Source organism: Halomonas sp., assembly GCF_041689495.1.
Lineage (GTDB): Bacteria > Pseudomonadota > Gammaproteobacteria > Pseudomonadales > Halomonadaceae > Halomonas.
In genome coordinates, this window is record NZ_JBDNGD010000110.1 from 21,890 (window position 1) to 41,093 (window position 19,204).

Sequence of the window (19,204 nt, forward strand, 5' to 3'; positions counted from 1 at the left end):
CGTACTCCTGCCCTTATTCGGCGCCAGAGAAGTCTTCGAGGGTTTCACCGGCGGCCAGCGTCACGTACGCCTTGCGATACCCCTTGCGCTTGCCCAGACCCTGCGCGGTCCGCTTGGTCTTGCCCTTCATGTTCAGTACCTGAACACGATCGACCTGCTTGCCGAACAGCTCCTGAACGGCCTTCTTGATCTCGGGCTTGGTCGCGTCGCTGGCCACCTTGAACACGTACTGGTTGCGTTCGGCAGCCATGGCAGCCTTCTCGGTCACGTGAGGACCCAGAAGCACCTTGAATACACGTTCCTGGTTCATGCCAGCTTCTCCTCGAATTTACGCAGGGCGGAGACGGTGACCAGCACCTTGTCGAAGGCGACCAGGCTCACCGGGTCGGCAGCGGCGACGTCGACCACATCCACGTTGGGGATGTTGCGGGCGGCCAGGTAGAGCATCTCGTCGAGATCCTCGGTCACGATCAGCACCTTCTCCAGGCCCAGCTCGCCGAGCTTTGCCACCAGCTGCTTGGTCTTGGGCGAGTCGACACTGATCTCGTCGACCGCCACCAGGCGTTCCTGGCGGACCAGTTCGGAGAGGATGGAACGCATGGCCGCACGGTACATCTTGCGATTGACCTTCTGGGCATGGTCCTGGGGACGCGCCGCAAAGGTCACACCACCGCTGCGCCACAGGGGCGAGCGGATGGTGCCGGCACGGGCACGACCCGTGCCCTTCTGCCGCCATGGCTTCTTGCCACCGCCGCGCACGTCGGAACGGTTCTTCTGGGCGCGGGTGCCCTGACGACCACCGGCCAGATAGGCAGTCACGACCTGGTGCACCAGCGCTTCGTTGAAGGCGTTGCCAAAGGTGGCGTCGGACACTTCGACAGTACCGGCGCCTGCACCTGCTAGATTCAGATTCATCGGTTTCTATCCCCTTCAGCCGGCTTTGACGGCGCTGCGCACGATGACATCGCTGCCTGTGGCGCCGGGTACGGCACCCTTGATCAGCAACAGGTTACGCTCGACATCGACACGGACAATCTCGAGGCTCTGGATGGTGCAACGTACATTGCCCATCTGGCCCGCCATCTTCTTGCCCTTGAACACGCGGCCCGGTGTCTGGCACATGCCGATGGAGCCCGGCGCACGATGCGACAGGGAATTACCGTGAGTCATGTCCTGGGTGCGGAAGTTCCAGCGCTTGACGACGCCTTGGAAGCCCTTGCCCTTGGAGGTGCCGGTCACGTCAACGCTCTGACCAGCTTCGAAGAGGGATACGGTGAGTTGGCCACCCACCTCCGGAGCTTCATCGCCGTCGGAAAGGCGAAACTCCATCAATGAACGACCGGCCTCGACACCCGCCTTGGCGAACTGCCCGGAACGGGCTTTCGACAGGTGCTTGGCCCTGCGGGAGCCGGTTGTTACCTGAACCGCCGCGTAGCCGTCGGACTCGACGGTCTTGACGCAGGTGACACGGTTAGGATCAACCTCGATCACGGTCACGGGCACGGAAGCGCCGTCTTCGGTGAAGACACGGGTCATCCCGGCCTTCCTACCGACTAAACCGATAGTCATTCTCAGTCTCCTTTAGTGTACGGGGCTATCACCCGCTATGGCTGCCCTTTCCAGAGCATTCCACTAGCACGTTGTATGGCGCCTCACGGCGCGGCGGCTGCTGCTCGAATTCATTCGTTGTCGAGCGCTGGGCCGCGAGTGTCTAGTGAGGTCTCAGTCGAGCTTGATCTGAACGTCCACGCCGGCGGCGAGGTCGAGCTTCATCAGGGCATCGACGGTCTTTTTGGTGGGCTCGACGATATCGAGCACCCGCTTGTGCGTGCGAATCTCATACTGGTCGCGCGCGTCCTTGTTGACGTGCGGTGATACCAGGATGGTATAGCGCTCACGATTGGTCGGCAGCGGGATCGGCCCACAGACCTGAGCACCGGTACGCTTGGCGGTTTCTACTATCTCCGCGGCGGACTGGTCGATCAGGCGATGGTCGAAAGCCTTCAACCGAATGCGAATCTTCTGGTTCTGCATTTGCCCTAAACTCCAGTGGATCACGACGGCGCGAGCCGTCTACCCACGCATTCAAAGGATGCGCATTATAGGCACAGTACCGAGGAGTGTCAAACACTCTCGACGGTGCACAGAAAGAGGGCTCCTCGCGGAGCCCCCTTCGATCACGCCAGCAGTCGATGACTTACTGAAGGATCTTGGCCACGACGCCGGCACCGACGGTACGGCCACCTTCGCGGATGGCGAAGCGCAGGCCGTCGTCCATGGCGATCGGGTGGATCAGGGTAACGACCATCTTGACGTTGTCACCCGGCATGACCATCTCGACACCTTCCGGCAGTTCACAGGTACCAGTCACGTCCGTGGTACGGAAATAGAACTGCGGCCGATAGCCCTTGAAGAACGGCGTATGACGACCGCCTTCTTCCTTGGACAGCACATAGACCTCGGCTTCGAAGACGGTGTGCGGGGTGATGGTGCCCGGCTTGGCCAGCACCTGACCACGCTCGACGTCATCACGCTTGGTGCCGCGCAGCAGGGCGCCGACGTTCTCACCGGCACGACCCTCGTCGAGCAGCTTGCGGAACATCTCGACACCGGTAACCACGGTCTTGGTGGTGTCCTTGATACCGACGATCTCGACTTCCTCGCCGGCCTTGACCACGCCACGTTCGACACGGCCGGTGACCACGGTACCGCGGCCGGAGATGGAGAAGACGTCCTCGATCGGCATCAGGAACGGCTGATCGATGGCGCGTTCCGGCTCCGGAATGTAGTCATCCAGGGCCTTGATCAGGCTGGCAACGGCGGTGGTACCCATGCCGTTGTCGTCCTTGCCTTCCAGGGCCATCAGGGCGGAACCGGTGATGATCGGAGTGTCGTCGCCCGGGAAGTCGTACTGGTCGAGGAGTTCACGGACCTCCATCTCGACCAGCTCGAGGAGCTCCTCGTCGTCGACCATGTCGGCCTTGTTGAGGAACACGACGATGAACGGCACGCCGACCTGACGAGACAGCAGGATGTGCTCGCGAGTCTGCGGCATGGGGCCGTCGGCGGTGGACACGACCAGGATAGCGCCGTCCATCTGGGCGGCACCGGTGATCATGTTCTTGACGTAGTCGGCGTGTCCCGGGCAGTCGACGTGAGCGTAGTGACGCGCCTCGGACTGGTACTCGACGTGAGACGTGGCGATGGTGATGCCGCGCTCACGCTCTTCCGGTGCATTGTCGATGGCGTCGAACTCGCTCCAGTCGCCACCGAAGACCTCGGCGGAAACACGAGTCAGGGCCGCCGTCAGCGTGGTCTTGCCGTGGTCGACGTGACCAATGGTGCCGACGTTGACGTGGGGTTTGGAACGTTCAAATTTTGCCTTAGCCACTGCTATAACCTCTTTACGTTAGCTAACGGGTTAACCGTTCTGGTTGATGACGGCTTCAACGACGCTGTTGGGCGCCTCGTCGTACTGCGCGAACTCCATGGTATAGCTCGCCCGGCCCTGGGACTGAGAGCGCAGGTCGGTCGCATAACCGAACATCTCGCCCAGCGGCACCATTGCGCGGATGACCTTACCCATGGACGTGTCATCCATGCCCTGCACCAGACCGCGACGACGGTTCAGGTCGCCCATGACGTCACCCATGAAATCCTCGGGGGTCACGACTTCAACCCGCATCATCGGCTCCAGCAGCACGGCCTTGGCCTTTCTAGCCCCTTCCTTGACTGCCATGGAGGAGGCTATCTTGAACGCGGTCTCGTTGGAGTCCACATCGTGGAAGGACCCATCGTACAGCGTAACCTTGACGTCGATCATCGGGTAGCCCGCGATGACACCATTCTGGAGCTGCTCATAGGCTCCCTTCTCGACGGCCGGCACGTATTCCTTGGGAACCGCACCACCGACGATCTCGGAGGCGAACTTGAAATGCATTTCTTCGTCGTCGCCCTTGTCCTCTGCCGTGAGCGGCTCGATGCGCAGCCAGACGTGACCATACTGGCCGCGACCGCCTGACTGACGCACGAACTTGCCTTCCTGCTCTACCTTGCCGCGAATGGTCTCACGGTAGGCGACCTGCGGCTTGCCGATGTTGGCCTCGACCTTGAACTCGCGACGCATGCGGTCGACGAGAATGTCGAGGTGGAGCTCGCCCATGCCGGAGATGATGGTCTGACCGCTTTCCTCGTCGGTCTTGACCTGAAAGGAGGGGTCTTCCTGGGCCAGCTTGCCCAGTGCCACGCCCATCTTCTCCTGGTCGACCTTGGATTTCGGCTCCACGGCAACCGAGATCACCGGATCCGGGAACTCCATACGCTCCAGCACGATCTTGCTGTTGATGTCGCACAGGGTATCACCCGTCGTGACATCCTTGAGACCGATACAGGCGGCGATGTCGCCGGCGCGAACTTCCTTGATCTCTTCGCGGGAGTTGGCGTGCATCTGCACCATCCGGCCGACACGCTCCTTCTTCTGCTTGACGGAGTTGTAGACGCTCTCCCCGGAGTTCAGTACGCCCGAATAGACGCGGATGAAGGTCAGGGTGCCGACGAAGGGGTCGGTGGCGATCTTGAAGGCCAGGGCCGAGAAGGGCGCACTGTCATCGGCCTCACGCGTCTCGACGGCACCATCCCTGTCGTCCAGCTCACCCTCGATGGCCTTGACCTCGGTGGGTGACGGCATGAACTCGATGACACCGTCCAGGACGGCCTGGACACCCTTGTTCTTGAACGCGCTGCCGCAGGTAACCAGCACGATCTCGTTGGCCAGGGTCCGCGCGCGCAGGCCGGCCTTGATTTCCTCGATGGTCAACTCCCCGCCCTCGAGGTACTTTTCCATCAGCTCCTCGGTGCCTTCGGCCGCGGCCTCGACCATCTCCTCGCGGTACTTTTCGGCGGTCTCGCGGAGCTCGTCGGGGATATCGACGAGGTCATAGGTCATGCCCAGATCTTCCTCGCTCCAGACGATGCCCTTCATCTCGATGAGATCGATGACGCCCTTGAAGTCTTCCTCGGTACCCATGTTGATCTGGATCGGCACGGCGTTGGCCCCGAGACGATCCTTCAACTGGTCGACGACCATGAAGAAGTCAGCACCGGTACGGTCCATCTTGTTGACGAACACCATGCGCGGCACTTCGTACTTGTTGGCCTGACGCCACACCGTCTCGGTCTGCGGCTGAACGCCTGATGAGCCGCAAAGCACCACCACGGTGCCGTCGAGGACGCGCAGGGAGCGCTCCACCTCGATGGTGAAGTCCACGTGTCCGGGGGTGTCGATGATGTTGATGCGGTGCTCGTCGAACTGCTTGTTCATGCCCTGCCAGAAGCAGGTAGTGGCCGCGGACGTGATGGTGATCCCGCGTTCCTGTTCCTGCTCCATCCAGTCCATGGTGGCGGCGCCGTCATGGACCTCACCCACCTTGTGGGACAGACCGGTATAGAAAAGGACACGTTCGGTAGTCGTGGTCTTGCCGGCGTCGACGTGGGCAACGATACCGATGTTGCGGTAACGCTTGAGCGGTGTCTTGCGTGGCACGATGGAATTCTCCATTGCTATGAAGCATCACCCCTGGAGGTGACACTTCGTGTATGGGACTCGTCGTCTAGCGGCGCATTGCAAACGCCATCTTAGAAGCGGTAGTGGGAGAAGGCCTTGTTGGCTTCTGCCATGCGATGCACGTCTTCACGCTTCTTGACGGCCGAGCCCTTGCCTTCGGCGGCGTCGAGCATCTCTCCCGCCAGGCGAAGGACCATCGTCTTCTCGCCACGGCGACGAGCCGCATCCACCAGCCAACGCATCGCCAGTGCCTGACGACGCGAGGGACGAACTTCCACCGGCACCTGGTAGGTGGCACCACCGACACGACGCGACTTGACCTCGACCATGGGCTGGATGGCTTCCAGCGCCTTGTCGAAGATCTCCAGCGGCTCTTCCTTGCTGCGCTCGGCAACCCTGTCCAGCGCACCGTAGACGATACGCTCAGCGATGGACTTCTTGCCGCCGTACATCAGGTGGTTCATGAATTTCGCCAGGCGCTCACTTCCGAATTTCGGATCCGGAAGGATCTCGCGCTTCGCTGCAACTCTTCTTCTAGGCATGATAAGCCCTCTGTAAAGGGTCCTTCAGGTAAACTCGAGACTCCCGCCGGCGTTTGCCTGGCAGCGCTCGACCTTACTCTTATCAGACCGATGCCATGTATCCTGTGCGGCTGGCGTCAGCCAGCCCTGTGGCCCCGAAACCTCAGGCCTTGGGACGTTTGGTACCGTACTTGGAACGCCCCTGCTTGCGGTTCTGCACGCCGGAGGTGTCCAGGGCGCCACGCACGGTGTGATAGCGCACACCGGGAAGATCCTTGACACGGCCGCCACGGATCAGGACCACGGAGTGCTCCTGAAGGTTGTGGCCTTCACCACCGATGTAGGAAGACACCTCGAAGCCGTTGGTCAGGCGCACACGGCAGACCTTGCGGAGAGCCGAGTTCGGCTTCTTCGGGGTGGTGGTGTAGACGCGGGTGCAGACGCCGCGCTTCTGCGGGCAGGCCTGCAGCGCCGGCACGTCACTCTTGCTGACGGGGCGCTTGCGCGGCTTGCGCACGAGCTGATTGATCGTTGACATGGTGTGTCGCTGACTCCAATGGGTTGCCTTGCCTTCCAGCGGGCGTGGGCGCACCCACCCCACTGTTAAAGGCTGCGCATTTTAATGGCTGGCGGGCCTGGCCGTCAAGTATCGCGCCACTCCCGTCGGGGGGGGGGTGGCGCGATCCGGCAATGCCCGTTTTCAGATCTCGTCGTCATCGGAATCGAGCGCGGTGAGCTGGGCACCCAGCTCCTGCTCGACTTCGAGGGCCGACGGGTGAAGCATCCGCTCGGCATCTTCACGCTCGCGCCGACGCTCCGCATGGTGGGTAAGACCGGTACCCGCCGGAATCAGGCGGCCCACCACCACGTTTTCCTTGAGACCACGCAGGTAATCCCGCTTGCCCGTCACCGCCGCCTCGGTCAAGACCCGCGTGGTTTCCTGGAACGACGCCGCTGAAATGAACGACTCGGTGGCCAGGCTGGCCTTGGTGATGCCCAGCAGCAGACGCTGGTATTTCGCCGGGAACTTGTCCTGCTTCTCCAGACGAGCATTCTCTTCAAGCACCCGGATGATCTCGACCTGATCACCGGGGATGAAGTCGGAATCACCCGATTCGATGATTTCCACCTTGCGCAGCATCTGCCGCACGATCGCCTCGATGTGCTTGTCGTTGATGCCGACGCCCTGAAGGCGATAGACATCCTGAACCTCGACGGTGATGTACTTGGCCAGTTCCTCGACGCCCAGCAGGCGCAGGATATCGTGCGGATTGCTGGGGCCGTCGGAAATCACCTCGCCCTTCGCGACGCTCTCGCCCTCGAAGACGGCAATCTGACGCCATTTCGGAATCAGCGCCTCGAAGGTATCGCCACCGTCTTCCGGGGTGATGGTCAGGCGACGCTTACCCTTGGTTTCCTTGCCGAAGCTGACCACACCGCTGATCTCGGCGAGGATGGACGGCTCCTTGGGCTTGCGGGCCTCGAAGAGGTCGGCAACCCGTGGCAGACCCCCGGTGATGTCCTTGTTGCTCGAGGCCTCCACCGGGATACGCGCGACCACCTCACCGATACTGATCTTGGAACCGTCGTCGACGGTGACTATCGCCTTGCCCGGCAAGAGGTACTGCACCGGCGCCTCGGAGCCGGAAAGCGTCACCGGCGACCCGCTGTCATCGGTCAGCAGGATCATGGGGCGCTTGTCGCGACCCGCCATGGGACGCCCCGCGGCCTCGATCACTTCGATGGACGACAGGCCGGTCATCTCGTCGACCGTACGGTGGATGGTCACGCCCTCGTCCATGTCGGCGTACTGCACCAGGCCCTCGGCCTCGGCCACGATCGGGTGAGTGTGCGGGTCCCACTTGGCGACGGCCTGACCGGCTTCCACTGCATCGCCATCCTTGACCGACAGCTCCGCGCCGTAGGGCAGCTTGTAGTATTCCCGCTCGCGGCCATGGTCGTCGGCGACGGCCAGGGCACTGGAGCGGGAGACCACCACCAGCTTGCCGTCGGCACGCTCGACGTACTTGATGTTGTGCAGCCGAACCCTGCCACCGTGCTTGACCTGGACACTGTCCACCGCGGAGGCCCGCGACGCGGCACCCCCGATGTGGAAGGTCCGCATGGTCAGCTGGGTGCCCGGTTCACCGATGGACTGGGCGGCGATGACGCCCACGGACTCGCCGATGTTGACCTGATGACCCCGCGCCAGGTCACGGCCGTAACAGGATGAACAGACACCGTGAGCGGTCTCGCAGGAGATAGTGCTGCGCACCACGATCTCGTCGACGCCCATGGTGTCGAGTTCCGCACACCAGGCCTCGTCGAGCAGGGTGCCGCGCGGAATGAGAACGTCGTCGCCGTTCGGATCCAGGACATCCTGGGCCACCACGCGACCCAGCACACGCTGTGCCAGGGAGACGATGATATCGCCCCCCTCGATGACCGGGTGCAGGGTCAGACCGTTGTCGGCTCCGCAGTCATGCTCGGTGATGACCATGTCCTGGGCCACGTCGACCAGGCGACGGGTCAGGTAACCGGAGTTGGCGGTCTTGAGGGCCGTGTCCGCCAGACCCTTCCGCGCGCCGTGGGTCGAGATGAAGTACTGCAGGACGTTGAGGCCCTCGCGGAAGTTGGCGACGATCGGCGTCTCGATGATCGAGCCATCCGGCTTGGCCATCAGGCCACGCATGCCGGCGAGCTGACGGATCTGGGCCGCGCTGCCCCGAGCACCGGAGTCGGCCATGATGAAGACGCTGTTGAAGGAGTCCTGCTCGACCTCCTTGCCATCACGGTCGATGACCGTTTCCAGGGAGATCCCCGCCATCATCGCCTTGGCCACCTTGTCGTTGGCTCTGGACCAGATATCGATGACCTTGTTGTACTTCTCGCCGGCGGTGACGAGACCGGAGGAGAACTGATCTTCGATCTCCTTCACTTCCTCCTCGGCGGCATCGACGATGCCATCCTTGCTGTCGGGGATGACGAAGTCATTGACGCCGATCGAGGCACCCGAGGTGGTCGCCAGGCGGAAGCCGGTGTACATCAGCTGATCGGCGAAGATGACGGTCGGCTTAAGGCCGGCACGACGATAGACCTCGTTGAGCAGCTTGGAGATCGCCTTCTTCTTCATCGGCTGGTCGACCAACTCGAAGGGCACCCCGTCAGGCAGGATGCGGAAAAGAAGGGCACGGCCCACCGTGGTCGCATAGAGACGGCGATGGCGGCTTCTCTCGCCGGTTTCCTCGTCGATCTCTACCTCGTCCAGGCGCACCTTGATCTTGGCATGCAGGGAGACATGCTGAGTGCCGTAGGCGCGTTCGACCTCGTCGAGGTCGGTGAACACCATGCCCTCGCCCTTGTCGTTGATGCGCTCGCGGGTCATGTAGTAGAGCCCCAGCACCACGTCCTGGGACGGCACGATGATCGGCTCGCCGTTGGCTGGCGACAGCACATTGTTGGTAGCCATCATCAACGCTCGCGCCTCGAGCTGGGCTTCCAGTGTCAGCGGTACGTGGACCGCCATCTGGTCGCCATCGAAGTCGGCGTTGTAGGCGGCACATACCAGCGGGTGCAGTTGGATCGCCTTGCCCTCGATCAGCAACGGCTCGAATGCCTGGATGCCGAGGCGGTGCAGCGTCGGCGCACGGTTGAGCATCACCGGATGTTCACGGATGACATCGGCGAGGATGTCCCAGACCTCGGGAAGCTCGCGTTCGACCATCTTCTTGGCGGCCTTGATGGTGGAGGCATAGCCCAGAGACTGCAGCTTGGAATAGATGAACGGCTTGAACAGCTCGAGCGCCATCTTCTTGGGCAGGCCACACTGGTGCAGACGCAGCGTCGGACCCACGGTGATCACGCTGCGACCGGAGTAGTCGACGCGCTTGCCCAGCAGGTTCTGGCGGAAGCGACCCTGCTTGCCCTTGATCATGTCGGCCAGTGACTTCAGGGGGCGCTTGTTGGTGCCGGTGATCGCCCGGCCGCGACGACCGTTGTCCAGCAGGGCATCCACGGACTCCTGCAGCATGCGCTTCTCGTTGCGCACAATGATGTCCGGCGCATTGAGGTCGAGCAGCCGCTTGAGGCGATTGTTGCGGTTGATCACCCGGCGATACAGATCGTTGAGGTCCGAGGTCGCGAAGCGGCCACCGTCCAGCGGGACCAGCGGGCGAAGGTCCGGCGGCAACACCGGCAGCACTTCCATGACCATCCAGGTCGGGGAATTACCGGAGTTGTAGAAGGCCTCCATCAGCTTGAGACGCTTGGACAGCTTCTTGATCTTGGTCTCTGAGTTGGTCTGGGGGATCTCCTCGCGCAGGCGATCGATCTCCTCCTCGAGGTCGATGTCCTTGAGTAGCGCCTGGACGGCCTCGGCACCCATGCGGGCGTCGAAGTCATCGCCGAACTCCTCGAGGGCCTCGAAATACTGCTCGTCGTTGAGCAGCTGGCCACGCTCCAGGGTGGTCATGCCCGGGTCGATGACCACGAAGCTCTCGAAATAGAGCACGCGCTCGATGTCGCGCAGGGTCATGTCCAGGAACATCCCGATTCGCGACGGCAAGGACTTCAGGAACCAGATATGGGCGACCGGCGAGGCCAGCTCGATATGCCCCATGCGCTCGCGACGCACGGCGGCCTTGGTCACCTCGACGCCGCACTTCTCGCAGATGATGCCGCGATGTTTCATGCGCTTGTACTTGCCGCACAGGCACTCGTAGTCCTTTACCGGGCCGAAGATCTTGGCACAGAACAGGCCGTCACGCTCCGGCTTGAAGGTGCGGTAATTGATGGTCTCCGGCTTCTTCACCTCGCCGAAGGACCAGGAGCGGATCAGCGCTGGCGAGGCCAGCGTGATCTTGATCGCATCGAACTCGTCGGACTGAGACTGCGATTTGAGGACTTTCACCAAATCTTTCATTGGAAGGCTCCTAGCTCTCTAACTCGATATCGATGCCCAGCGAGCGGATTTCCTTCACCAGCACGTTGAAGGATTCCGGCATGCCCGCCTGCATGGCGTGATCGCCATCCACGATGTTCTTGTACATCTTGGTGCGACCCTCCACGTCGTCGGACTTGACGGTGAGCATCTCCTGGAGGGTGTAGGCCGCGCCGTAGGCTTCCAGAGCCCAGACCTCCATCTCGCCGAAGCGCTGGCCCCCGAACTGCGCCTTGCCGCCCAGCGGCTGCTGGGTGACCAGGGAGTAGGAACCGGTGGAACGCGCATGCATCTTGTCATCCACCAGGTGGTTGAGCTTGAGCATGTACATGTAGCCAACGGTGACGGAGCGATCGAAGGCCTCGCCGCTGCGGCCGTCATAGAGCGTCATCTGACCGGAGTCGGGCAGGCCAGCGAGCTTCAGCAGATGCTTGATCTCACCCTCCTTGGCCCCGTCGAAGACCGGCGTGGACATCGGAACCCCACCCTGGAGGTTCTTCGCCAGAGCGATCACCTCATCATCGGTCAAGGAGTCGATATCCTCGACCCGGGTGCCGGGCGTCGAGTTGTAGATCTGACCGAGGAATTCACGAATCTCGGCGATCTGCTGGCCACGGACATCCCTCAAGAGGTGCTGGATCTTGACGCCCAGACCCTCCGCGGCCAGACCCAGGTGGGTCTCGAGGATCTGACCGACGTTCATCCGCGACGGCACGCCCAGTGGATTGAGCACCACGTCGATGGGTTCACCGTTGTCGTCGAAGGGCATGTCCTCGATGGGCATGATGGCCGAGATCACACCCTTGTTGCCGTGACGGCCGGCCATCTTGTCACCGGGCTGCAGACGACGCTTCACGGCCATGTAGACCTTGACGATCTTGAGCACGCCGGGCGCCAGGTCATCGCCCTGGGTCAGCTTGCGCTTCTTGTCCTCGAAGCGCTCGTCCATTTCCTTGCGACGGTTCTCGAGTTGCTCGTCGGCCTGGGCCAGCAACTCGTTGAGGGTCTCATCCTGCAGGCGCAGCTTGAACCAATCCTGGCGGGACAGTTCCTCGAGATAGCTCTCGGAGAGCAGATCACCCTTCTTGAGCTTGGGACCGCCGTTCACCGCCTGACCGGAGAGGGTCCGCTTGAGGCGTTCGAAGGTGGCATCCTCGGCGATGCGATAGGTTTCCTGAAGATCCTTGCGCACCTCGTCGAGCTGCATCTGCTCGATGTGGAGCGCACGGGAATCCTTTTCCACACCGTCACGGGTGAATACCTGGACATCGATGATGGTCCCGCGCATGCCGGTGGGGGCACGCAGGGAGGTGTCCTTCACGTCGGAGGCCTTCTCCCCGAAGATCGCTCTCAGCAGCTTCTCTTCCGGCGTCAACTGGGTCTCGCCCTTGGGCGTGACCTTGCCCACCAGGATATCACCAGGGCCCACCTCGGCACCGATGTAGACCACTCCGGCCTCGTCCAGCTTGGCCAGGGCCGACTCGCCGACGTTGGGAATATCCGAGGTGATCTCTTCCGACCCAAGCTTGGTGTCGCGAGAGACGCAGGTCAGTTCCTGGATATGGATGGTGGTGAAGCGGTCTTCCTGTACCACCCGCTCCGAGAGCAGGATGGAATCCTCGAAGTTGTAGCCGTTCCAGGGCATGAAGGCGATGCGCATGTTCTGGCCCAGGGCCAGGTCACCCATGTCGACAGACGGACCGTCTGCCAGGATGTCACCGCGGGCCACCTCGTCGCCGGGACGCACGATGGGGCGCTGGTTCATGCAGGTGTTCTGGTTGGAACGGACATACTTGGTGAGGTTGTAGATATCCACGCCGGCTTCGCCGCCGATGATCTCGTCCTCGTTGACCCGCACCACGATACGCCGGGCATCCACCGAATCGATCACGCCACCGCGGCCTGCCACGGCACAGACACCCGAATCACGGGCCACGAAGCGTTCCATGCCGGTGCCCACCAGCGGCTTCTCGGCGCGCAGGGTGGGTACCGCCTGGCGCTGCATGTTCGAGCCCATCAGGGCACGGTTGGCATCGTCATGCTCGAGGAAGGGGATCAATGCCGCGGCGACGGACACCACCTGACGTGGCGAGACGTCCATCAGGGTCACCTGATCGGGACGCATGAAGGTCGTCTCACCGCGGTGACGCACCTGAACCAGGTCATCGACCAGCTTGTTGCTCTCGTCGACGGTGGCAGAGGCCTGGGCGATGGTGAAGTCGCCTTCCTCGATGGCCGAGAGATGCACCACGTCATCGGTAACCTGGCGATCCACCACCTTGCGGTACGGGGTCTCGAGGAAGCCGTAGCTGTTGGTGTGACTATAGGTCGCCAGGGAATTGATCAGGCCGATGTTCGGACCTTCCGGCGTCTCGATCGGGCAGAGGCGACCATAGTGGGTGGCGTGGACGTCACGCACCTCGAAACCGGCCCGCTCGCGGGTCAGGCCACCCGGGCCGAGCGCGGAGACCCGGCGCTTGTGAGTGACCTCTGAGAGCGGGTTGTTCTGGTCCATGAACTGGGAGAGCTGGCTGGAGCCGAAGAACTCCTTGACCGCCGCCGCTACCGGCTTGGCATTGATCAGGTCCTGAGGCATCAGGCCTTCGCTCTCGGCCATGGACAGACGCTCCTTGACCGCACGCTCGACGCGCACCAGGCCCACACGGAACTGGTTCTCGGCCATCTCGCCCACGCAGCGGATACGGCGGTTGCCCAGGTGGTCGATGTCATCGACTTCACCGAAACCGTTACGGATGTTGATCAACTCACGCAGCACATCGAGGATGTCGCCACGATCCAGGACACCACTGCCCTGGTCGGCGTCGCGGCGCAGCCGGCGGTTGAACTTCATGCGACCGACACCGGAAAGATCGTAGCGATCCTCGGTGAAGAAGAGATTGCGGAACAGGGTCTCGGCCGCCTCCTTGGTCGGTGGCTCGCCAGGACGCATCATGCGATAGATCTCGACCAGCGCCTCGAGCTGGGAGCCGGTAGTGTCCAGTCGTAGGGTCTCGGAGATGAAAGGGCCACAGTCGAGATCATTAGTGTAAAGAGTCTCAAACGTAGTTAGACCACTTTCCGCCAAAGCCTGCACGAAAGCCTCAACATCCATTTCAGGTCTAGCCTGAGAAGGGGCTCTGGGCTTTTCGTAATAGCCAAGGTAAAGCTCCGTATTAGCTCGAGCAATTTCCTCACCAGTATTCGGATCGGCTAGATCTTTAGCAAGCACCTTGCCCTTGAGGTACTCCATCGGCACGTCGAGGCGCTCGAGGCCGGCCTTCTCGAGCTGACGAATGTGCTTCTGGGTAATCCGACGGCCTTCCTCGACGATGAGGTTGTCCTCGCCGTCCTTGATGTCGAAGGTCGCGGTTTCACCGCGCAGGCGAGAGGGCACAAGTTCGACAGAGAAGCCCGAGGCTTCGACGTGGAAGGTGCTGGTCTCGAAGAACTCCGCCAGGATCTCCTCGGCGCTCATGCCCAGGGCGCGCAGCAGCACGCTCGCCGGCAGCTTGCGGCGACGGTCGATGCGCACGAAGACGCTGTCCTTGGGATCGAACTCGAAGTCCAGCCAGGAGCCGCGGTAGGGAATCACGCGGGCGGAATAGAGCAGTTTGCCGGAGGAGTGGCTCTTGCCCTTGTCATGATCGAAGAACACGCCCGGGCTGCGATGCAGCTGGGAGACGATGACCCGCTCGGTACCATTGATGACGAAGGTACCGTTCTCGGTCATCAGGGGAATCTCCCCCATGTAGACTTCCTGCTCCTTGATGTCCTTGATCGCCTTGTTCGATGACTCCTTGTCATGAATGATCAGGCGAACCTTGACGCGCAGCGGTGCCGAATAGGTGACGCCACGCGACTGGCATTCCTTGACATCGAAGGCCGGCGTACCGAAACGATAGCTGACGTACTCGAGAGCGGCATTGCCGGAGAAGCTCTCGATCGGGAACACGGACTTGAAGGCCGCATGCAGACCGATTTCCAGACGCTCCTCCGGGGAGCGGTCCTGCTGGAGAAAGTCGTAGTAGGAATCAAGCTGGATTGCCAGCAGGAAGGGCACATCCATCACTTGTGGCAGTTTGCCGAAATCCTTGCGGATGCGTTTTTTCTCAGTGTATGAGTAAGCCATCTGTATTCCCCAGCTTGTTCACCATAGGTGACCGACACGTGGTCGGCGCCACCCGACGGGAGTAGTGCCGTCAGGCGATGAAGGCAAGCGCCCAGTCAGGACGCTCGCCTTCGGAATTCGGCTGGCAGTTCTGCAGATGCAGAGGCCAGTAACAACAGAAAAAGGCCGGCAGCGGGTGTCCCGCCACCAGCCATGGAAGCTTACGCAGCGCGCGCAACCATGAGCACAAGGATTACTTGAGCTCCACGCTCGCGCCGGCTTCTTCCAGCTTGGCCTTGGCCGCTTCGGCATCGTCCTTGGACATGCCTTCCTTGATGGTACCCGGTGCACCATCGACGGCACCCTTGGCTTCCTTCAGGCCCAGGCCGGTGATTTCGCGCACGACCTTGATCACGTTGACTTTCTTCTCGCCGACGGCGGTCAGCACGAGGTCAAATTCGGTCTGCTCTTCCTCGACGGCGGCTTCACCACCGCCCGGACCAGCAACGACAGCCGCGGCGGCGGAAACGCCGAACTTCTCTTCCATTGCCTCGATCAACTCGACGACTTCCATGACAGACATGTCGGCGACGGCGTTGATGATGTCTTCTTTGCTCAGTGCCATTTTCGTGTTCCTAACTTTGCGGGAGCCTCGGGGTAACGAGGACTCGAGGATTCAGTGTTCGTATCGGGCTGCACGGCAGAGCTCGCCTTTCAGACGGCTTCCTGCTTCTGATCGCGCAGCGCGGCGAGGGTACGAACCAGCTTGCCGGCGGAAGCCTCCTTCATGACGGACATCAGCTTGGCGATGGCCTCGTCGTAAGTCGGCAGGGTCGCCAGGCGGTCGATGTCGGCAGCCGGGATCAGCTCGCCCTCGTAGGCCAGCGCCTTGATTTCGAAGTTCTGATCCTGCTTGGAAAACTCCTTGAACAGACGGGCGGCAGCACCCGGATGGTCAGTGGAGAATGCCAGCAGGGTCGGGCCCACGAAGCTGTCGGTCAGGCATTCCCATTGGGTGCCTGACAGGGCGCGACGTGCCAGGGTGTTGCGAACAACACGAATCTGCACGCCATTCTCGCGTCCCTGCTTGCGCAGGTCGGTCATCTTTTCGACCGTGACGCCGCGAGAATCGGCAACGACGACGGAGAGAGCACCCTTGGCCGCTTCACTGACTTCGGCAACGATGGCCTTCTTGCCTTCAAGTGCTAGTGGCACAGCGATCACTCCTTCATGCCGGAACCTCTGATGAGTGCTCCGGTGGTTACCATCTCCCCCGACCCCTCCAGCAGGAGGCACCGGGAGTCCTGGGATGGTGCTCACCAGATATCTGGCGGCCACACCATCTGCGCAGGCCTTCCCGGAGGAAGATTAAGTCGCACTTCAAAACAACCGCGACGCCTGCGGTCTTTGACGGTGCCCCACCCGACTGTCATCGACGCCGTACCGGGGACCGCAAAGTTCTCTTGCCTGTATCGATCCAGCCGTTCTCAGACGAGGGCGGAATGATCGATTGTCAGCCCCGGGCCCATGGTGCTGGACACGGTGACCTTCTTGAGATAAATCCCCTTGGAGGTACTGGGCTTGAGCCGCTTCAGATCGGAGACCAGCGCTTCCAGGTTGCCCTGGATGGCGGTCGCATCGAAATCGACCTTGCCAAGGGTAGTGTGGATGATGCCGTTCTTGTCGGTACGGAAACGCACCTGCCCGGCCTTGGCATTCCTGACCGCAGTGGCCACATCCGCGGTTACGGTTCCGACCTTGGGGTTCGGCATCAGGCCGCGCGGACCGAGGATCTGCCCCAGCTGACCGACGACACGCATGGCGTCCGGCGAGGCGATGACCACGTCGAAGTCCAGCTGTCCCTTCTTGACCTGGTCGGCCAGGTCGTCCATGCCGACGATGTCGGCACCGGCTTCCTTGGCCGCGTCGGCGTTGGCACCCTGGGTGAAGACGGCAACACGCACGTCCTTGCCGGTACCATTGGGCATCACGGTGGCACCACGCACGACCTGGTCCGATTTGCGCGGATCGACGCCCAGGTTGATGGCCACATCCAGGGACTCATTGAACTTCACGGTGGACAGTTCATTGAGCAGTGCCACGGCTTCTTCCAGCGGATAGGTCTTGGCCGAATCAATCTTTTCCTGAATCAGCTTCGCACGCTTGGTCAACTTGGCCATGATCAGAGACCCTCCACGTTCAGGCCCATGCTGCGGGCACTACCGGCGATGGTACGGACAGCGGCGTCGATATCGCCAGCGGTCAGATCCGGCTCCTTGGTCCTGGCGATCTCCTCGAGCTGATCCCGGGTCACGGTGCCCACCTTATTCTTGTTCGGCTCACCCGAGCCGGACTTGATGCCCGCTGCCTTCTTCAGCAGAACCGCTGCAGGAGGGGTCTTGGTGATGAAGGTGAAGCTGCGGTCCGAATAAACGGTGATGACCACCGGCGTCGGCAGACCTGGCTCGATGTCCTGAGTAGCCGCATTGAAGGCTTTGCAGAACTCCATGATATTGACACCGTGCTGACCCAGCGCAGGGCCCACGGGGGGACTCGGATTGGCTTTACCGGCTGCGACTTGCAGCTTGATGTAAGCCTGAACTTTCTTGGCCATGATTCACTCCAGTTGGGTAGTAGCGCCTTTCGGCTCCCCGGGTTGTCGGCCGCCCCATGGCGACCGTCTCAATCAAATGTCGAGACCGTTATTCCTTCTCGACCTGTGCAAACTCAAGCTCGACGGGCGTGGAGCGGCCGAAAATCAGCACGCTGACCTGGACGCGGCTCTTGTCGTAATTGACCTCTTCCACCACGCCGTTGAAGTCGGCGAAGGGACCATCGACGACACGCACTGACTGGCCCGGCTCGAAGAGGGTCTTCGGCCGCGGCTTGTCGGTGCCATCCTGTACACGGCGGAGAATGGCATCGGCTTCCTTCTGACTGATCGGCGCCGGCTTCTCCTTGGTACCGCCAATGAACCCCATTACACGGGGAGTCTCATTGACCAGGTGCCAGGTATCGTCATCCATCTCCATCTCGACGAGGACATAACCGGGATAGAACTTGCGCTCACTCTTGCGGCGCTTGCCATCACGAATCTCGACGACTTCTTCGGTCGGCACCAGAATTTCGCCGAAGCGATCCTCCATGCCATGCATCTTCACGCTCTCGGTCAACGAGCGCATGACATGCTTCTCGAAGCCGGAGTAGGCGTGAATGACATACCAACGCTTGGACATGGAAGCTCCTAACCGATGACGCCGGACATCGCCCAGCCAAGAAGGGTGTCGATCATCCACAGCATCAGACCCACTACCAGAACGGCAACAAGGACGATACCCGTGGTCTGTATGGTTTCGGGGCGTGTCGGCCATACCACGCGCTGAATTTCCTTCTTGGCACTCCTGGCAAGCTCCAGAAGCTCCTGACCCTTGGTCGTGGTAAAGGCAATGACCGCCGCCAATGCACACAACACGACGACACCCAGTACACGATAGAGGATGGCCTGATCGGAGAAATAGGCATTGCCCACCACGGCCAGAACCAGCAAGGTAACGACAACCGACCACTTGAGCCCGTCGCGGCGCGACTCCGGCACCTCGGCGATGTGCTTCATGAAAACGAGACTCCTCAGGGTGCGGCAATCGAAACAAGAAATTCAGTCTGGCGGCCAGCCTGGGGAAGACTGGCAGGCCAGGAGGGAATCGAACCCCCAACCTGCGGTTTTGGAGACCGCTGCTCTGCCAATTGAGCTACTGGCCTGTATCTGCTCTGCTCCCACCCTTGTGCAGGCGACCAGCACGACAGCGGGCGCCATAATAGCGAAAGCACGAGGCCTTGACAACCCCTGCCACTCTTACTCTGACTGGACTCGTACACCAGAGCCAAAGAAAAGGCGAGCCGCGGCTCGCCTTTTCGATATGGAGCTCATGGACGGATTTGAACCGTCGACCTCACCCTTACCAAAGACTGGCAGGCATGATAAAGCAGCGGCGCTCAACGTCAAGGAATGCTTGGAATTGTCATTAAATCATCCCTCTAAGGCAGATAGAAGTGGCAGCTAATACACGCGCTTA

The 19,204-nt window shown here is 61.5% G+C and carries 16 protein-coding genes and 1 tRNA gene; all 17 read right to left on the reverse strand.

The features are described 5' to 3' along the window. Nucleotides 1-13: 13 nt before the first annotated feature. The 17 genes from rplW to ACESMD_RS03675 all read right to left on the reverse strand — a co-directional run bounded on the left by rplW (nucleotide 14) and on the right by ACESMD_RS03675 (nucleotide 18,890). Nucleotides 14-310, reverse strand: a complete 297-nt coding sequence (gene rplW / locus ACESMD_RS03595) for a 50S ribosomal protein L23 (RefSeq protein ID WP_372610400.1) — start codon at nucleotides 308-310, stop codon at nucleotides 14-16. After that, the gene (gene rplD, locus ACESMD_RS03600) at nucleotides 307-915 is read right to left on the reverse strand and encodes a 50S ribosomal protein L4 (protein ID WP_372610402.1); all 609 of its coding nucleotides are present in this window, start codon (nucleotides 913-915) and stop codon (nucleotides 307-309) included. Before rplD ends, rplW begins: the two co-directional genes overlap by 4 nt. Before the next feature lie 15 nt (nucleotides 916-930). After that, nucleotides 931-1,569, reverse strand: coding sequence for a 50S ribosomal protein L3 (gene rplC, locus ACESMD_RS03605; RefSeq protein WP_372610404.1), 639 nt, complete (start codon nucleotides 1,567-1,569; stop codon nucleotides 931-933). Nucleotides 1,570-1,722: 153 nt separating this feature from the next. Further along, nucleotides 1,723-2,034, reverse strand: a complete 312-nt coding sequence (gene rpsJ, locus ACESMD_RS03610; protein WP_372610406.1) for a 30S ribosomal protein S10 — start codon at nucleotides 2,032-2,034, stop codon at nucleotides 1,723-1,725. A gap of 163 nt (nucleotides 2,035-2,197) precedes the next feature. Further along, a complete protein-coding gene (gene tuf, locus ACESMD_RS03615; protein ID WP_372610408.1) occupies nucleotides 2,198-3,391 on the reverse strand; it encodes an elongation factor Tu in 1,194 nt (397 codons plus the stop codon). Nucleotides 3,392-3,421: 30 nt separating this feature from the next. Then, the gene (fusA, locus tag ACESMD_RS03620; protein ID WP_372610410.1) at nucleotides 3,422-5,542 is read right to left on the reverse strand and encodes an elongation factor G; all 2,121 of its coding nucleotides are present in this window, start codon (nucleotides 5,540-5,542) and stop codon (nucleotides 3,422-3,424) included. A gap of 92 nt (nucleotides 5,543-5,634) precedes the next feature. Then, nucleotides 5,635-6,105 (reverse strand): 30S ribosomal protein S7, encoded by a 471-nt coding sequence (gene rpsG, locus ACESMD_RS03625; protein WP_372610412.1) that lies wholly within the window; start codon nucleotides 6,103-6,105, stop codon nucleotides 5,635-5,637. A gap of 142 nt (nucleotides 6,106-6,247) precedes the next feature. Next, a complete protein-coding gene (gene rpsL, locus ACESMD_RS03630; RefSeq protein ID WP_372610414.1) occupies nucleotides 6,248-6,622 on the reverse strand; it encodes a 30S ribosomal protein S12 in 375 nt (124 codons plus the stop codon). Nucleotides 6,623-6,784: 162 nt separating this feature from the next. After that, on the reverse strand, nucleotides 6,785-11,005 hold the full coding sequence (rpoC, locus tag ACESMD_RS03635; protein WP_372610416.1) for a DNA-directed RNA polymerase subunit beta': 4,221 nt from the start codon (nucleotides 11,003-11,005) through the stop codon (nucleotides 6,785-6,787). A 10-nt stretch (nucleotides 11,006-11,015) separates the two neighbouring features. Continuing rightward, complete coding sequence (gene rpoB / locus ACESMD_RS03640) at nucleotides 11,016-15,152, reverse strand: DNA-directed RNA polymerase subunit beta (protein WP_372610418.1); 4,137 nt, start codon at nucleotides 15,150-15,152, stop codon at nucleotides 11,016-11,018. Nucleotides 15,153-15,384: 232 nt separating this feature from the next. Then, entirely contained in the window at nucleotides 15,385-15,756 is a 372-nt protein-coding gene (gene rplL / locus ACESMD_RS03645) for a 50S ribosomal protein L7/L12 (RefSeq protein WP_372610420.1), read from the reverse strand. Between the two features lie 89 nt (nucleotides 15,757-15,845). Continuing rightward, the gene (gene rplJ / locus ACESMD_RS03650; RefSeq protein WP_372610422.1) at nucleotides 15,846-16,346 is read right to left on the reverse strand and encodes a 50S ribosomal protein L10; all 501 of its coding nucleotides are present in this window, start codon (nucleotides 16,344-16,346) and stop codon (nucleotides 15,846-15,848) included. Between the two features lie 272 nt (nucleotides 16,347-16,618). Next, the gene (gene rplA / locus ACESMD_RS03655; RefSeq protein ID WP_372610424.1) at nucleotides 16,619-17,311 is read right to left on the reverse strand and encodes a 50S ribosomal protein L1; all 693 of its coding nucleotides are present in this window, start codon (nucleotides 17,309-17,311) and stop codon (nucleotides 16,619-16,621) included. 2 nt (nucleotides 17,312-17,313) lie between these two features. Further along, nucleotides 17,314-17,745: a 50S ribosomal protein L11 gene (gene rplK / locus ACESMD_RS03660; RefSeq protein ID WP_372610426.1), complete on the reverse strand. Its 432-nt coding sequence runs from the start codon at nucleotides 17,743-17,745 to the stop codon at nucleotides 17,314-17,316. Between the two features lie 88 nt (nucleotides 17,746-17,833). Continuing rightward, nucleotides 17,834-18,367 carry a transcription termination/antitermination protein NusG gene (gene nusG / locus ACESMD_RS03665; RefSeq protein WP_372610428.1) on the reverse strand — a complete coding sequence of 178 codons (534 nt, stop codon included), beginning with the start codon at nucleotides 18,365-18,367 and terminating at the stop codon, nucleotides 17,834-17,836. A gap of 8 nt (nucleotides 18,368-18,375) precedes the next feature. Then, on the reverse strand, nucleotides 18,376-18,744 hold the full coding sequence (gene secE, locus ACESMD_RS03670; RefSeq protein ID WP_372610430.1) for a preprotein translocase subunit SecE: 369 nt from the start codon (nucleotides 18,742-18,744) through the stop codon (nucleotides 18,376-18,378). Nucleotides 18,745-18,814: 70 nt separating this feature from the next. Then, nucleotides 18,815-18,890, reverse strand: a tRNA-Trp gene (locus ACESMD_RS03675). Nucleotides 18,891-19,204 lie beyond the last annotated feature (314 nt).

Coding starts and splice junctions, on each gene's coding strand:
- rplW (WP_372610400.1), bottom strand. CDS start 310: ATGAACCAGGAACGTGTATTCAAGGTGCTTCTGGGTCCTCACGTGACC.
- rplD (WP_372610402.1), bottom strand. CDS start 915: ATGAATCTGAATCTAGCAGGTGCAGGCGCCGGTACTGTCGAAGTGTCC.
- rplC (WP_372610404.1), bottom strand. CDS start 1,569: ATGACTATCGGTTTAGTCGGTAGGAAGGCCGGGATGACCCGTGTCTTC.
- rpsJ (WP_372610406.1), bottom strand. CDS start 2,034: ATGCAGAACCAGAAGATTCGCATTCGGTTGAAGGCTTTCGACCATCGC.
- rpsG (WP_372610412.1), bottom strand. CDS start 6,105: ATGCCTAGAAGAAGAGTTGCAGCGAAGCGCGAGATCCTTCCGGATCCG.
- rpsL (WP_372610414.1), bottom strand. CDS start 6,622: ATGTCAACGATCAATCAGCTCGTGCGCAAGCCGCGCAAGCGCCCCGTC.
- rpoC (WP_372610416.1), bottom strand. CDS start 11,005: ATGAAAGATTTGGTGAAAGTCCTCAAATCGCAGTCTCAGTCCGACGAG.
- rpoB (WP_372610418.1), bottom strand. CDS start 15,152: ATGGCTTACTCATACACTGAGAAAAAACGCATCCGCAAGGATTTCGGC.
- rplL (WP_372610420.1), bottom strand. CDS start 15,756: ATGGCACTGAGCAAAGAAGACATCATCAACGCCGTCGCCGACATGTCT.
- rplA (WP_372610424.1), bottom strand. CDS start 17,311: ATGGCCAAGTTGACCAAGCGTGCGAAGCTGATTCAGGAAAAGATTGAT.
- rplK (WP_372610426.1), bottom strand. CDS start 17,745: ATGGCCAAGAAAGTTCAGGCTTACATCAAGCTGCAAGTCGCAGCCGGT.
- nusG (WP_372610428.1), bottom strand. CDS start 18,367: ATGTCCAAGCGTTGGTATGTCATTCACGCCTACTCCGGCTTCGAGAAG.
- secE (WP_372610430.1), bottom strand. CDS start 18,744: ATGAAGCACATCGCCGAGGTGCCGGAGTCGCGCCGCGACGGGCTCAAG.